Raw genomic sequence first — 15,665 nt, 5'->3', positions numbered from 1 at the left:
AAAGAGTCCGATAGAATATCGAACTCTTTATTATCAAAAGATTATTTAATTTTGTCTAAACTTTTGGGTGCACTCTAAACCTGCGGATTTTTCTTTTTATTTTGAAAGTTTTATAGAATAGGAAGTGGTTACAAATTTTGTACTCTGATAAGTCGAGTTGCAGACAACTCCGGATAACCTGTAGTTTTGATTTTTTGGAACCATTGTATATCCTATCTTTCCAGCACCTATCGGGATTTTCTTGAAGAAATTGTTCCCGCTTACAGTAAGTACCATATTGCAGGGAGATTTGTTTTCTACCGAAATAGAGGTCTTAGGATTCTTTGGATCATCACTATTAAGGAGATCATTAAGAACTTCAGCTGTTTCCGGCTTATACCCCTTAATAAGATCGTTATATTCTCTTTCTGTATTGGCCGCGTTCCCTGAATTATTGGTAGGGTAGGATGTTCTTACCGGATAACCTCCATAATTGACATTACAGCTGGTAAGAATCATTGAAAGTCCGGTAAAAACGAATAGTTTTTTCATCCTATTTTATTTTTTGGTTTCTCTTTTTTTGAAGTTTTTTTTCCGGTTCATTATTGGTAGATTTCAGTTCTGTCTCAACCTGTCCCGGGTTACCTATCGTTACAAATATACTTTTTTTAATGTCTTTCTGTGAAATGTATTTCATATCGCAGATATTACTGTTGAGCGTATAGGAACCCTTATTGAGCACAATAAAATTTTCTCCACGAGCGGGAACAGCAAGATTGTAGTAATCTTTTCCTTCAATTCGCAGTACGATATTGCAGTCCGAATTATTTTTGAATAAAAGTATCGCTTCCTTACGGGTAATATCTTCATTGAACATTGCATTCAGAAGTTTTGCCGTTTTATCCTTGTGTTCAGCAGATGTTTCAGTGATCAGTTTTTTAAACTCTTCAGCATCGTCTGAATTTGGGTTTCTCATAATGCTTTTAGGAATATCGGAGATAACAGGCCTTGCTTCCATAGGTTTAGCTGTACGGGCTCCTTTTGTCCATTCTGCATTTTTTAAAGCGATCAGCTTTGGTTTTAGCACACTTTTCTTAGGATCGTCAGGGTGTGCGTTCTTCAGGTATTCTTCAATTTCTTTGATGTTTGTGTTTTTTAGAATGTCTTTATTGCTTTTTTGGGCATTTGTAAAGACGGGTATAAGAAAAGTGAAGAATAAAATCGTTAAAAATTTTTTTTTCATCAAGCTTGTTTATTTCATCAGCTTATCCGGAATTTAATATAAGTAATTGTTTTTCCTTTAGCCGAGAATAGTTCTTCATAATACGTTTTGATGTCTCTCAAATGCTCCGTATTAGGATCGTATTCAGGTGCCCCATAGATATCGTGGTGTGCGCTGATGATTTCATAGCCTGCCCCCTGTAAATATCCCAGTGTATACCCATGCAGAAATTCTGAATCGGTTTTCAGGTGAATGATACCTCCTGGCTTCAGGAACTTTTTATATCGGTTTAAAAAATCCGGATGTGTTAATCTGTGTTTTGTTCTTTTGTATTTTATTTGTGGATCCGGGAACGTAATCCATATTTCATCTACTTCATTTTCAGCAAAAAAATAATCAACGAGCTCGATCTGAGTTCTCAGAAAAGCGACATTATTCATGTTACTTTCTACAGCTTCTTTGGCACCAAACCAGAATCTAGCCCCTTTAATATCAACTCCTATAAAATTCTTTTCAGGAAATGTTTTTGCCAGTCCTACAGAATATTCTCCTTTTCCGCAACCTAATTCCAATACAATTGGATTCTCATTTTTAAAAAAATTGTCTCTCCATTTTCCTTTAAGATCGAAACCTTCTAAGGCCTCTTCTCTTGTAGGTTGTATTACATTCGGTAATATTTTGTTTTCTGTAAACCTTGCTAATTTATTCTTGCCCATTGAGTTATAAAATGAGTGCAAAAATACTAAAAATTTATTGAGAATCTCTGCCTTTTGGAGGTAAAAGACAGAGAACTAATTCGTTTATGATTGAGGTTATTGGCTTCCCAAAGCTACCATAATGGCTCTTTGTATTGTTTTTTGTGAGGCATATTGCGCTCCGCAAACCAAACTGGAGAAAAGATACTGGCCTTTTTCTATGACAATGGAACCTTCACCCTGAGCAGGTACTGCCAGTCTGTATTTGGTAGTACCTACACCTTCCATTCTTACAATGATATTACAGTCCGATTTATTTTGAATCATGACAATGCACTCTTTAGCATTAGGATCATTATCAAATAAAGAATTGAGGATTTTTACTGTTTTGTTTTTATGTTCTACGGGAGAGACGGCCATCAGCATGTTGAATTCTTCTGCTTCGGCATTGGGAACTGCAGTATTTGCTGTTGTATTGACGACATAGGTATTCTGAGCTGTACTTGGAGTATAGACAGTAGTAGGCTGTTTCGCTGCCAGCTCAGCTTTATACTTTGCAATTTGTTTTTGTTTGATGATTGCATTCATTTCATCAAAGGTGATCTTTGTAGAAGGTCTTCTTCTCAGCATAGCAAGCATTTCCTGCATGTCTTTTACCTTCTGATCAGCAGGGTGTGCATTTTTGATGTATTCTTTCATCAGGTCCATTACCTTTGGTTTCAGAACAGATCTTCGGGGATCATCTGGATGGGCATCTCTTAAAAATGCATTGATCTCATAGATATTATTACTTTTTAGAATATTACTATAGTCTTTGCCTTTTTTTTGAGCAGACACCGTAAAAAGGAACATGCAGCCAAGAAGTAAAAGTACTTTTTTCATTAATTAATATTAAATTAGAATTGGTGTTTCTCATTTAATTTACGTTTTGCGCTGGTTAGTTTTTATTTGGATAACGAAATATAAGTATTTTTATTTTAAACACTAGTTCGTGAGATAAATTTAATATATTTTTAAATATTATAGAAATATATGCGGTAAAAATTGAATAATATATATTTGAATAAATAATAGTAAAGGTCTGGGCTAAATTTTTATTGTTTCATAAAAAAAATAATCCATGCGTGAAACATGGATTATTGTATAGTCTGATTTATTTTTTATCGGGATTTTTAATTGCTGCTTACAACCTCCTGAAGATGTGAGCTTCTAAGTCTCTTCTGATAGATCGGCAGATATTTTTCAATAGGAATCTTTACAGCTTCAAAGTTACCAGCCAATACATAAGCCTGGATGTTTTCAGAGGTATAAACAAACTGAAGGAAATTATCAATTAAATTCTCAGGAATTTTGAATCTTGTAAAATAGTCTTTTCCTAAATAATTTTTGATCTGGGAAACGGAGCTGTTCATTCTTTCGTAAGCCTGGTAACGCTGTTTTTTCTTTCGCTCACCGGAAAGAATATCATAGATACTTTCAAGGCTGAAGGTCAATCCGCCGTCTCGGAGTCCGGCAACAGGAAGTTCCGGTGGCGTTCCGTCACCTTTCGGCTCAGGAAGACCAATGACTTTCTTGAGCGCATATGCTTTGTCTTCTTTTCTTAAAGAATTGACATCATACCGAAGATTTCCCGTAGGTTTGAACCTGCTGAGGACAATTTCCTGAATTTCGTAATAAGCAATTTTAAGCTCAACCAGATTTTTCTGTGCCATCGATTGAGGAGTTAGCTTTATATCTTTTCTTTCAGTAACAATAGAGGTAAACCGGATGACATCTCCAGGGTTAGCCGGAATCTTAAAATTACCATTGTAGTCCGTAAGAACGGTTTTTTGTATAGTCAGGTTCGTAACATATACCTGATTGAGATATAAAATAGAGTTGTCTCTCAGAAATACCTCTCCGGAATATATTTGTGCATTCATTTTTGCCAGAAAAACCAATAGCACTAGAGTAAACAGTTTCTTCATATAATGCGCAAAATTACATAGAAATATAGCAATTTTGCCTAATTAGATGATGAATAGTGGTTAAAGTTATATTAAACTTTGGGATTTAATTGTTAAGGACTGTTAGAAACTTGTCATTAACTTAAAAAAATAAAGATTCAAATAAAAAAACCGGAAGAAAGGAACTCTGAGTTTTCAGTTCTTCTTTCTTCCGGTTTCCTTATGTTATCTGTGTTTTACCAATAGCCAGCTTGAATATTTTACCATAAGTGCAGAGCCATACTCCGTCCAGGTGATAAAATACCAGTAGGTGGCTGTAGGAACATATCTTCCACCTATTCTTCCGTCCCAGGTATATCTGTTTTCAGGAGTTCCTCTGAAGACCTCGGCACCATACCTGTCAAAGATTCGGAATACAAGGTTTTCATTGGCCATTAGGGCAGAATAATCGATTCCCTCATTATAACCGTCTCCATTTGGAGTGATGGTATTAATCAGATTAATAATGGCAAATGGTTTTTTGACTTCCTCACACATTTTAGAGTCTCTTACAAATACATTGTGCGCTCCTCTGGGTACGTTGTAAAAAACATTGGAACTCTGCCATATCACACCGTCCAAAGAATATTCATAAGGTGGTGTGCCTCCGCTTACTCCCACTTTTACTGTTGTTCCGTCGATTTCAATAGAAGTAATCACAGGATTTGGCAATTCTGTAACGTTCACATACTGTTTGTAAACACAGCCATTGAAGGTAAGCTCTACCCAATAACTTCCCGGAGCAACATTGGTAATGGATGGGGTGTTAGCTCCTGTACTCCATAAATACCTTTCGAATCCAGGCCCTGCATCTAATGTCGTCGTCGTCTTCGGACAAATAGCCTTATCTTTTAATACATCCGATTTTTTAGGGATCTTAATATTGATTTTGAGTGTTGCCACTTCCGGACATACTCCATTTTTTTCAAATCGGATATAATACGTTTGAGAAGTTGTAATATTAACGGGTGATGAGACGATATTCACATTGTTCTGAGCATCCGATAAAGTGGCGTGGAATGTGAAAGTAACATTCGGGTCTAATGTAAACTGAGGGATAAACTGTGCTAAATTGACACTTTTTGTTCCATCTAAATCATCATCACAAACACTTTCTGTAACAGATTTGATGATCAATGGTACCTTAGCTCCGATACTGAACTGTAAAGGTTTGATCACAGCAGCACAGCCATCCGGAGAATCTACTCTGATGTAAATAGTAGTTGTAGCTGTATAACTCCAGGTGTTAGGAAGTGTATTGATATTTCCTGCGTTGGCGTCTGCCAGGTTTGCATAATACCTTACATTGGTAAAGAAATTAGGATTATTGAGAACAAGAGGAGTGACATTAGAAAGGATAACGGTAACCGTTCCATCCAGATTATCATCACAGAAAACACCATTGTAGTTATCTAAAACAACCGCTTTATTGAAAAGTGATAATGTGATTTGCGCTATACTTTTACATCCTATATTGTTCTTGACAACCGCATATACGATTGTGCCATTCGGTGCAGTATAAGCTGTTGTATTGGTGATCAATGCTGTTGCATTTTCATTCTGGGCATCCAAAAGAGTAGGGTAATAAGTAATCGTAACAGGTGAATTATTAGTAACATTTGCTGTAGTGAGATTGAATGTCCCCTGTCCGTTTATATCACAGGCGGTTAAGGTTGTATTCATGACAACAAGAGCCTGAATATTAATCGTAACGGTTATTGTTTCACAATCAGGAAAGTCCGGATCATTTCCGCAAAATGTATAGGTAAATGTGTCCGTTCCTGATGTACCGGGAGTTGTCACGGTATAAGTAATGATTCCAGTGGTTGAATTTACCACTGCAGTACCTAATGCAGGTGCTGTTGTAATCGCTACAGTACTTGGAGCAGGTGTTTGTGATGAACTGCTGAATGCGGGTGTTATAGTCTGTGTAGTACATACATTGTAGGCTGCATTGGTCAGTTTTGTACAGTTCAGAACTTTAAGTTGTTGGGTGACTAAAGGTGCACAGCTGCCCATTGTTACAGAACAGGTATAATATCCAGGTAGCGTAGGAGTGAATGAAGAAGCTGTAGCTCCCGGAATAAGTGATCCGTTTCTGTACCATTGATAGGTATCATAGATAAGAGGATCTATAGTAAGTACTACCCCCGGAATACATCCGTCACCTGATTTTAAAATAACGGGCTGTGTGGGGAAACCAGCAAAGAAACCTCCGTATCCTACGGCATCAGTTCCAGCAGTTATTCCTGCCATAATGGCTTTGTCTGAAATGACTGTAATAGTTCCCGTCACATTAGGAATTCCATAGGTTACCCAATTGGTGGTTCCTGTCATATTATAAGGACCTGTAATCGCAAGAGGGGTGGCGCTGTTTACGGTAACGGTAGCACCTCTTTCTGTAATAAGGTTAAGTTTTGTGGGGATGTTGAGACCCCCTGAAGGATTTCCATTGGAATGAACAAAATTTTCATTAATAAGCCCGAGTTCATTAATTTGTTTGGGAAGATAGCAGTTCAACGCCGGAATAAAATTGAATCCTCCGGTAGCTGTTTCATTTCCCGAGTTGGAATCTCCTGCTAAAATCTGATAGACATAAGCATTTTTAGATGTTTTTAGATATAAGTTATAATGTCCGTTTCCCTGAAGGATATATTTGGAATCAGGTATAACATAATATTTTCCTGCATTGATGGTCGCTATAGGTGGAATTTCATTATTAACAAAGATCTGGGTATTGTCTTCAGTAGCAATCACAACGGCACCTTCCATGTTGGAACCTATAGGTCCGTTCCCCTTTACAAGAGCAAATTCATTCCCCAGTCTGTTGACTGGTACTGCCTGATCCATTAAAATGTCAGAACTGGAAGGGAAGTTTCCGGCATATTGTCCGTTAAAATTCCCGTTGGTGATATTGACTGGTTTGTTTGAAATGATTTTTGAACCGATAAAGCCGTCAAAATTTCCTGCTATATCCCCAATCCCATCAATAATATAAGACTGTCCTTTGTTTAAGGTGAACGTCATGGTGGGATTTGTGGCTCCGGTCGTTCCGTTGGAAAACTGAACGGTAGGGTTGTATCCGGAAATCGTAACGGTGGTATTATCTTCTGTTGCCAGCACGCTGGTCATGAAATTCAGAATATTGTTGCTCACAGTGATAGGAGCAGAGGCAGCATAGAAGCTTGTTCCTGTTGATGAAATTCCTTTGGAGGTAATGATCTCAGCATGATTGAATACCGAAAACCTTAAATTGGCATAAAAAGGAAATTCTGCTTTAAGGTATAATCCTTTGGTGGTAGGGGTAAATAAATCTGTCTGCAGAGTGGTGATAATATACTTTCTTAATACATCGAATTTCTGTGGATTATTTTTACTGATATTCACCGTTCCGATCAGTACGTTATTGTTATAAATACTTACAGGAAACGGAGTCGTTCTGCTGGTGGATAAATACAGATTCTGATAAGGATTGGTAGCACTTGTCCTGTCCATCATAGGAGCAAACCAATGCTCTCGGTCCAATTGGGCAAAAGCAGAGGTGAAAAAATAAAATATAAATAAAAAAGATAGAATTTTCTTCATTCAGTAGTAGTATTTATCACAAATTTAATAATAAAAAGTATTAAATAGTTGAAAACATAATAAAAAAGCCGCGATTTCAAAATCACGGCTTTTAAAATTTTATGACTGTAGGATTACTCTCTGTTTTTTATCATAATCCAACCCGTAAATTTTATTAGAGTTTGCTTGGCATTAGGGTGATCCCAGCCTACTTCATACCAATAGTTTTCTATAGGGATTCTTTTACTGCCATCAGCAGTTCCGTTCCATTTGTATTCGTTGGTTTTGTCTGTCTGGAAGATTTTTCTTCCATATCGGTCAAAAATATTACATACAAGATTGTTTTTGATAGCCAGTAAAGAGTAATCTATCACATCGTTTACCCATCCTGATTAGGAGTAATGACATTGATCAGATTGGGAATCGTGATATCCACTTTTATCGGTTCACAATTATAACTATCTTTTACATAGATGCTTGCATTTCCTCTCGCAATATTGGTAAATAGGTTAGAATCCTGCCAGTTGATATTGTCCATAGAATATTTATAAGGCGGGGTGCCTCCTATAACATTCACTGTTATTGTATTGTTTGAGATATCAACGTTTGAAATAACGGGCTGTTCCGATGCATATACTTTTACGGTCTGCAGGGTGATGCATTCTCCGGTTTTTAGTTTTACCCAATAGACTCCCACTCCTACATTTTTGATGGTTTGAGTGGTTGCTCCGGTACTCCATTCATAGCTTTTGAATCCTGGACCTGCATCCAGTGTGGTTTTTTCTTCCATACAGATAATGTTGTCTGCCAATACATCTGATTTTACAGGAGGGAGAACAACAAGGGGTATTGAAATATTTTATGATATTCACTATTAATTTAATAAAAAAATAAGCCACGATTATCAAATCGTGACTTATCAAATATAGTTTTAAACTAATTATTACTCTCTATTTTTAACAAGAATCCAACCTGTATATTTTACTGGAGTCTTTTCTTTGTTGGACTCAGTCCAGTTGATATGATACCAGTAAGTTCCTGTTCCTAGTTTTTTATCAAAGTGCTTACCGTCCCATCTGAAGTTGTTGAATTTATTTCCGGTGAATACCATATTTCCATATCTGTCATACACTACAAATGTTAGGTTGTCTTTATAAGCAAGTTCACTGTAATCTATATAATCATTTACATTATCTCCATTAGGTGTAATGGCATTTAATAGATTAGGAATGGTAATTTCAACAGAAGTAGGAGTACAGTTATAAAAATCTTTTACATAGAAAGTATGCTGTCCTCTTGTTAAACCTGTGAAAGTACTTGAATCCTGCCAGTTAGCCGTTCCGTCAACTGCATATTTGTAAGGAGCTTTACCTCCGCTTACAATTACAGTCGCTGTATTATTGTTGATTTCAATGGTTTGAATTACCGGATCTTCAACTTTCTTCACTTTTACGGTTTGGGTAAGGAAACATCCGTTCTTGCCAAGTACTACAGAATATTCTCCAACACCTACATCTCTGATCCCTGAAGTGGTAGCACCTGTGCTCCATAGGTATGAGTCATATCCAGAACCTGCATCCAGGTTTGTTTTTGCATCCATACAGATATATTGATCTACCAGGATTGGAGATTTTTTGATTGGAAGTACAATTAATTCAATTTTTGCATTCGCTGTACATCCTTCAGCAGTCGTTACTTTCACATATACAAATCCACCTGTTGAAGGGAAGTTTTCTGGTGTTGTGATTTCATTGATTCCTGCAGTAAGATCATTTAAAGTACGGTAGTATTTTTTTGTAACCGCATTATAGTCTGTTACTTTAGCTTTAGTAAGATCAAAATAAGCATAAGGAGCTACATCGTACCAACATGCCTTAATAGAAGTATCCGTTACTGTGAATGGAACTACAGTAAGGTTTAATGTTACCTGCTCGCAATCTGTAAACTCTACTGAGTTTCCACAGAATTTATAAATAATCTTGTCCGATCCTAAATATCCTGGATTCGGAGTATACGTGATTGTTCCGTTTGGATTAACCACAGCTGTTCCTTTTGTAGGAGGAGTTAAAATGACTACTGTAGTTGGAACTACTGCTTGAGTTGATGAAGTAAACGCAGGCGTAATAATTTTAGTAGAACAAGCATTAAGCGCTTGTGTTGTTTCTTTTAAACAGTTTTGTACTTTATAGATAGGAGTTGTCACTGGAGGACATGTTCCCATCGTTACTTTTACAGTATAGTTTCCTGACTGTGTAGGCGTATACGTGTAAGTCGTTGCACCCGGAATAGCTACACCGTCACGGAACCATTGGTATGTTTCATATCCGTCATCTACTTCAAGAATAATTCCTGGTACACATTCTCCTGTTTTTTTTGCAATTACAGGGATTGATGAGAATCCGGCAAAGTAACCACCGTATCCTGCAGAACTGAATCCGCCGTTGATACCAGCTGTTACAGCTTTTGTGGAAGTGATTTTAATATTTCCTGTTACTCCGGTAATTCCATACGTTACCCAGTTGGAGTTTCCTGCCAATGGATATGGACCGTCCGCTGCAGCTGGAGGCGCATCATTTACCAATACTGTTGCCCCTGTCTCTGTTAAGATATTTAATTTTACAACAATATCCTGAACTGCACTGGCTCCACCTGTCCCAATTGGCATTTCATTGATCTTTCCGATTTCATCAATTTTTCTTGGAAGGAAACAGTTCAATGGCGGTATATAGTTGAACCCATTGGTGGCTTCACTATTACCTACCCCTACGAACTGATATAAATATACGTTTTTGGTTGTTGAAATAAACATATTTGAATGTCCTGAAGTACCTTGAGCCACATAGCTGGTTTCATTGATTCTGAACCATCCTCCGGCAGCAAGTGTTACTACTGGAGTACCACCACCATTTAAATAGACTTCCGTGTTATCTTCTGTAGCAATAATAAGCCCTCCTTCCATATTCTGGCTAGGAATAGTGGATCTTGTTTTTACAATTGCAAATGTATTTCCAAGTCTGTCAACCGGTACAGATTGATCTAGAACCGGGTCACTTCCGGATGGCGAAGTAGAGAAGTTGGCATTACAACTTCCATTAGTAAGGGTTACAGGTTTATCTGCTACCACTTTTGCTCCGATAAAACCATTCTTGTTGGCCGACTGGGTGCCTGATCCTGCAAGAATGAAAGATTGTCCTTTCTGCAAGGTAAAGGTATGGGTGTTACCAGGAGGGGTACCATTGATAAAAACTACTCCTGCAGTAGGGTTCCAAGATACAGTTACATTAGTATTGTCTTCAGTAGCAAGGATACCTGCTGTAAAGTTCTGAATACTGCTTGTATTGGTATTGGGAGCACTCGCAACGAAAAATGTTTTTCCGATTCCTGCTCTTCCTTTACTGGTAATAACTTCTCCGTGAACACTCTGAGCAAGTCTTAAACTACAATAAAAAGGTTTTAATGCCTTTAAATAGAGTCCTTTATTACCCACATTGAATGCTTCTGTAGTTGTACCCGTAGAAATAAGGTTGTTGGCAACCTTGTAGGTTTGCGGGCTACCTTTACTGATGGTAACCGTGGTGACTACAGCATTGTTGTTGTAAATGGTTACATCAAAGGGTGTTGTAGAATCAGTAGAAAGGTATATCATGTTCGTATACCCCCCGGCACTGTCATAATAAGGAGCAATCCAATGCTCACTATCCCTTTGTGCAAAGAGTGTATTAATTGTCAAAAAAATTAATACCAAACTGAGTAGAAATCTTTTCATGTGTATGGAATTAGGATTTCTACAAAATTAAAATAAAAAATGAAATACTTTTAATAAAATTTAAATAAATGTTAAAAATTTATTCCCGATTTTTAATTAAAAGCCATCCTGAATACGAAACTGGTAATTTCGTATCTGGCTCTGTCCATCTGATTATATACCAATATGTTCCCGTAGGAAGGTTTCTTCCATTTGATTTTCCGTCCCATGTATAATTTTTGTCAGAAGACTTATATACAGAGGCTCCGTAGCGGTCAGCAATCTCAATTGTAACGTTCTGTTTGATCCTTAATTCTGAATAATTAAGAACATCATTTATTCCATCTCCATTCGGTGTGATCGTATTGATAAGGTTAAGAACCAAAAACTCTTTGGTTACGTGACTGCATCCATCAGAACCTAATACGTATACCGTATGAAGACCTCTTGATAATCCCGTGAAAACATTGGAAGCCTGGTAATCAAAACCGTTTAATGAATACTTGTAAGGAGCTGTTCCTCCGGTTACAGAGACAGTGGCTGTAGAGCCTACAACATCTATTTTAGTAATAGTAGGTGCTTGTGAATTTGTTACATTTACATACTGACGGTATACACATCCGTTGAATCCAAGATCTACATAATAAGTTCCGGCTCCTACAGAAATATTTTGAGAAGTAGCGCCAGTACTCCATAAGTACGAAGTGAATCCAGGACCTGCATCCAGCATTATTTTTTCATTAGAACAGATAACCCGATCATGTAATTGGGTAGATTTTTTAGGAGTTTTAAGAGTAAGAGTTAAAACAGCTGTATTAGGACATGCTGTACTGCTTTGAAATCTTACATAAAAAACACTGCTAAAAGAAGTAAGTGTTTGTGATGCCGCAATAGGATTTAGTCCTGCCTGTGCATTCGCCAATGAGGTGTAAAATGATAGAATTACCCCTGGATCTGTAGTGAATAAAGCTTTATAGTCATTAAGGTTTACTGCTTCAGAACCATTAAAATCATTGTCACAGATATCAGCCTGGCCATTATTGGTAATCAAAGGAATTTTGTTTCCAATGGTGAAATTGATTTGGCCCAAAGCAGGAGGACATTCCCCAACGACACCAGATACTCTTACATAGACAATTGTATTAGCTGTGAAAGTCCAGTTAGCAGGAAGAGTATTGTTGTTTCCGGCATTTGCATCAACCTGATTCAAATAATATTTTACAGTGAAGTTCGCAGGATTCGTTACAATTTGTGGGGTTACATTGGTAAAGTTGACATTTACAACTCCATCAAAATTATCATCACAAATCGCAGCATTGAAGTTACTCGTATTAAGGTTGGGAGTAGGATAGGTGTTTAATGTGATGGTAGCTGTTTTAGAACATCCATAAGAGGTTACATTCACATATATCGTTCCCGACTGTCCTGAATAATCCGCTGGATTGGCAATCTGCCCCGTTAAATTAGCATTGGTAAAATAAGTAACCACAGCACCCGGCTCCTGAGTGACAATCGCTGTAGTCAGGTTGAATGTCCCGTTTCCATTGGCTGCTGCACAAGAAGTCAAAGAAGCATTGGTTACCTGGAAAACATGAGTATTGATTATAATTTTAAAATATTCAAAAGCAGCCGGATTTCCGGTCCCCTGGATATAATAAGTGAAGGTATCAGACGTATTTGTCGTAATACCTGCATTAGGAGTATAGGTAATCTGTCCTGTTGTAGGGTTTACAAAAACAGTTCCATTGGTAGGATGTACAATAATGCTGGTATTGGTAGGATCCACAGCCTGATTGGAATTGCTCAATACAGGATTAATGATTTTCGTAGTACATGATCCGATATCATAAGTAGTGGTAGTGATAGGCGGACATACTGTATAATCAAATTCTGCAGTAAGTCTGGACTCACAATTGGTTCTGGTAATATAGCAAGTATATACTCCCGAACCATACAAGTCCGGGTTGATAGACGGTGACGTAGCTCCATTAATCAGAATTCCATTAAGATACCATTGATAAGCATCATAACCACTTTCTACAGAAAGAAGAACCCCATTATAACAATCTCCGGTTTTTGTAATCACCGGAATAGAAGAGAATCCAGCAAAATATCCTCCATATCCTACCGCTCCGTTTCCGGCAGCAATTCCTGCTGTAACCGGTTTTGTAGAAGCAACGGTTATATTTCCTGTTACACTCGGAATGGAATAGGTAACCCAGTTAGGATTTCCCGTCACAGGCGCCGGTCCGGTACCCGCTGCAATTGGATTTCCATTAATTGTTACCGCAGCACCTGTCTGAGTAATAATATTAAGTCTGGTATTGAAAGTGTCGTTTCCTATTTTATTAATAAATCCAATTTCGTTGATCTCTTTGGGTAAGAAGCAACTTAATGGAGGGATAAAGTTCATTCCACCTGTTGCGTAAACCGTACCTGAAGATGTTCCCGCAAGAAGCTGATATACATATACATTATTGTTGGCGGAAATACTCATATTGTAATTTCCGTTCACCTGGTTTACATAGTTAGTTCCCTGAACAACATAATATTGTCCCGCATTTAAGGTCACATTATTCAAAAGAGTTCCGTTTACGGTAAGTTTGGTATTATTTACTGTTGCAATCACTACGGCTGCTTCCATTCCTGAATTTGCAGGTCCGTTTCCTTTTACCATTACAAAATCTTTTCCCAGTCTTTCCACAGGAACAGCCTGATCCATAAGAACGTCTACATTCGTATTGTTTTGGGTAGTATAGATGCTGTTGAAGTTTCCATTGGTAACAGTGATTGGTTTACTGGCAACAATTTTTGCCCCTACTAATCCCGCTAAGTTGTTAGGATTAAGATTACTCTGTGCTTCAAGGATGTATGATTTTCCTTTATTGATTGTAAAAGTTCTTGACGGAGCTGAAATACCGTCAGAAAAAACAACACCAGGATTATATCCGGATAAAGTTACAGTAGTATTGTCCTCCGTTGCAGTGACTCCAATAGTAGAGTTCACATAAGGTTTGGCCGTCGTATTAGGAGCCATTCCCACGAAGAACGTTTTTCCAAGTCCGGCTAATCCTTTTGATGTAATAAATTCCGCCTGATCCTGCACAGTAAATCTATAGCTGGCAAAGAATTTTTTATTTCCTTTTACATATAATCCCATTGAAGTTGAAGTAAACAACCCGGATGGGGCAGAAGCAATCATCATATTGTTAGGGATGGTTACTTGTGTTGGATTTCCTTTGCTTACCTGAACCGTAGAAATTACATTGTTGTTGTTATACACCTGTACTGAAAAGGGAATTGTTTCATTGGTTGAAAGGTAAAGATATCCTTTCGGTGTTCCAAGAAGACTGCTAGCCGACATAGGAGCGATCCAATGCTCAGAATCCAATTGTGCATTAGCAAATAAACAAAGAAAAGAGCAAATAGCCAGTAGAAATTTTTTCATGCGTTATTATATGGGGCCGCAAATTTAAACATTAATAATCAAATTTTTATACAAAAAAAACTTTGAAATCGTGATTATAGTGTAATTGTTAAATATTTAAAGCTCTCGTCATATTGTGTTAATAATAACGCCTTTTTAGAATAAAAAAAATCCCGGTGAACTTCACCGGGATCTCATATTTTTTTAAAGATGGATTATAAGCTTACTCTTACAAATCCTGTTACTTTTAGGTCTGCGTTTACAGATTTTACGTAATCAGCAACTGAGATACTTGCATCTTTAATAAAGTCTTGGTGTACCAAAGTGTTGTCTTTGTAGAATCTCTGCATTTTACCTTTAAGAATATTGTCGATAATGTTTGCAGGCTTACCTTCTTCAGTAAGTTTGTGTCTTTCGATCTCTAATTCTTTGTCGATAGTCTCCTGAGAAACTCTAGTTTCATCCAAAGCGATTGGGTTCATAGCAGCAACCTGCATAGAAACAGATTTAGCAGCTTCGTCAGATCCGTCTACTTTAGCAGAAAGAGAAGTGATTGCAGCAATTTTGTTTCCAGCGTGGATATAAGCTCCTAAGAAATCTCCTTGGATTCTTTCGAAAGAACCGATCTCGATTTTTTCACCGATAACTCCTGTTTGCTCAATTAATTTGTCAGCAACAGTAAGTCCGTGGAAATCTGTAGCCAAAAGTTCTTCTTTAGTAGCAGCGAAAATTGCCATTTCAGCTAATTCGTAAGCTAGTTCGATGAACGCTTCGTTTTTAGCAACGAAGTCAGTTTCGCAATTTAGAGAGATTACTACACCTAAAGTGTTGTCCTCGTTTACTCTTGCGATTACTGCACCTTCAGCAGATTCTCTGTCAGCTCTGTTAGCAGCAACTTTTTGTCCTTTTTTTCTAAGGATATCTACCGCTTTTTCGAAGTCTCCTTCAGCTTCAACTAAAGCTTTCTTGCAGTCCATCATACCTGCACCTGTTTGGTTTCTCAATTTTGCTACGTCTGCAGCAGCTGGTGTATAAGACATAATATCTA

11 protein-coding genes are annotated in these 15,665 nt (G+C 37.5%); all 11 read right to left on the bottom strand.

Going from position 1 to position 15,665, the window contains the following annotated elements; genetic code table 11:
• Positions 1-96 precede the first annotated feature (96 nt).
• Complete coding sequence (locus AC07UM_RS09860) at positions 97-531, bottom strand: DUF6759 domain-containing protein (protein ID WP_494682282.1); 435 nt, start codon at positions 529-531, stop codon at positions 97-99.
• Between the two features lies 1 nt (position 532).
• Positions 533-1,222: a DUF6759 domain-containing protein gene (locus tag AC07UM_RS09855; protein WP_494682281.1), complete on the bottom strand. Its 690-nt coding sequence runs from the start codon at positions 1,220-1,222 to the stop codon at positions 533-535.
• Between the two features lie 17 nt (positions 1,223-1,239).
• Positions 1,240-1,917 carry a tRNA (guanosine(46)-N7)-methyltransferase TrmB gene (gene trmB, locus AC07UM_RS09850; protein WP_124536608.1) on the bottom strand — a complete coding sequence of 226 codons (678 nt, stop codon included), beginning with the start codon at positions 1,915-1,917 and terminating at the stop codon, positions 1,240-1,242.
• A 96-nt stretch (positions 1,918-2,013) separates the two neighbouring features.
• Positions 2,014-2,778 carry a DUF6759 domain-containing protein gene (locus AC07UM_RS09845; RefSeq protein ID WP_494682280.1) on the bottom strand — a complete coding sequence of 255 codons (765 nt, stop codon included), beginning with the start codon at positions 2,776-2,778 and terminating at the stop codon, positions 2,014-2,016.
• 290 nt (positions 2,779-3,068) lie between these two features.
• Positions 3,069-3,863 (bottom strand): hypothetical protein, encoded by a 795-nt coding sequence (locus tag AC07UM_RS09840; RefSeq protein ID WP_494682279.1) that lies wholly within the window; start codon positions 3,861-3,863, stop codon positions 3,069-3,071.
• A gap of 204 nt (positions 3,864-4,067) precedes the next feature.
• The gene (locus AC07UM_RS09835) at positions 4,068-7,466 is read right to left on the bottom strand and encodes an FIDD domain-containing protein (RefSeq protein ID WP_494682278.1); all 3,399 of its coding nucleotides are present in this window, start codon (positions 7,464-7,466) and stop codon (positions 4,068-4,070) included.
• A 113-nt stretch (positions 7,467-7,579) separates the two neighbouring features.
• The gene (locus AC07UM_RS09830; protein ID WP_494682277.1) at positions 7,580-7,819 is read right to left on the bottom strand and encodes a T9SS type B sorting domain-containing protein; all 240 of its coding nucleotides are present in this window, start codon (positions 7,817-7,819) and stop codon (positions 7,580-7,582) included.
• A 5-nt stretch (positions 7,820-7,824) separates the two neighbouring features.
• On the bottom strand, positions 7,825-8,256 hold the full coding sequence (locus AC07UM_RS09825) for a hypothetical protein (RefSeq protein ID WP_494682276.1): 432 nt from the start codon (positions 8,254-8,256) through the stop codon (positions 7,825-7,827).
• A 132-nt stretch (positions 8,257-8,388) separates the two neighbouring features.
• Positions 8,389-11,211, bottom strand: a complete 2,823-nt coding sequence (locus AC07UM_RS09820; protein WP_494682275.1) for a T9SS type B sorting domain-containing protein — start codon at positions 11,209-11,211, stop codon at positions 8,389-8,391.
• Positions 11,212-11,290: 79 nt separating this feature from the next.
• The gene (locus AC07UM_RS09815; protein WP_494682274.1) at positions 11,291-14,638 is read right to left on the bottom strand and encodes an FIDD domain-containing protein; all 3,348 of its coding nucleotides are present in this window, start codon (positions 14,636-14,638) and stop codon (positions 11,291-11,293) included.
• Between the two features lie 194 nt (positions 14,639-14,832).
• Positions 14,833-15,657 carry a translation elongation factor Ts gene (gene tsf, locus AC07UM_RS09810; protein WP_494682273.1) on the bottom strand — a complete coding sequence of 275 codons (825 nt, stop codon included), beginning with the start codon at positions 15,655-15,657 and terminating at the stop codon, positions 14,833-14,835.
• Positions 15,658-15,665: the final 8 nt, after the last annotated feature.

The sequence above is a fragment of the Chryseobacterium sp. GW821-FHT04C04 genome (genome assembly GCF_059420365.1).
Note: the sequence above shows the minus strand (reverse complement) of the source record. Positions and strands in the feature narration are given on the sequence as shown.

Coding starts and splice junctions, on each gene's coding strand:
- AC07UM_RS09815 (WP_494682274.1), bottom strand. CDS start 14,638: ATGAAAAAATTTCTACTGGCTATTTGCTCTTTTCTTTGTTTATTTGCT.
- AC07UM_RS09820 (WP_494682275.1), bottom strand. CDS start 11,211: ATGAAAAGATTTCTACTCAGTTTGGTATTAATTTTTTTGACAATTAAT.
- AC07UM_RS09855 (WP_494682281.1), bottom strand. CDS start 1,222: ATGAAAAAAAAATTTTTAACGATTTTATTCTTCACTTTTCTTATACCC.
- trmB (WP_124536608.1), bottom strand. CDS start 1,917: ATGGGCAAGAATAAATTAGCAAGGTTTACAGAAAACAAAATATTACCG.
- AC07UM_RS09840 (WP_494682279.1), bottom strand. CDS start 3,863: ATGAAGAAACTGTTTACTCTAGTGCTATTGGTTTTTCTGGCAAAAATG.
- AC07UM_RS09835 (WP_494682278.1), bottom strand. CDS start 7,466: ATGAAGAAAATTCTATCTTTTTTATTTATATTTTATTTTTTCACCTCT.
- AC07UM_RS09845 (WP_494682280.1), bottom strand. CDS start 2,778: ATGAAAAAAGTACTTTTACTTCTTGGCTGCATGTTCCTTTTTACGGTG.
- AC07UM_RS09860 (WP_494682282.1), bottom strand. CDS start 531: ATGAAAAAACTATTCGTTTTTACCGGACTTTCAATGATTCTTACCAGC.
- tsf (WP_494682273.1), bottom strand. CDS start 15,657: ATGTCTTATACACCAGCTGCTGCAGACGTAGCAAAATTGAGAAACCAA.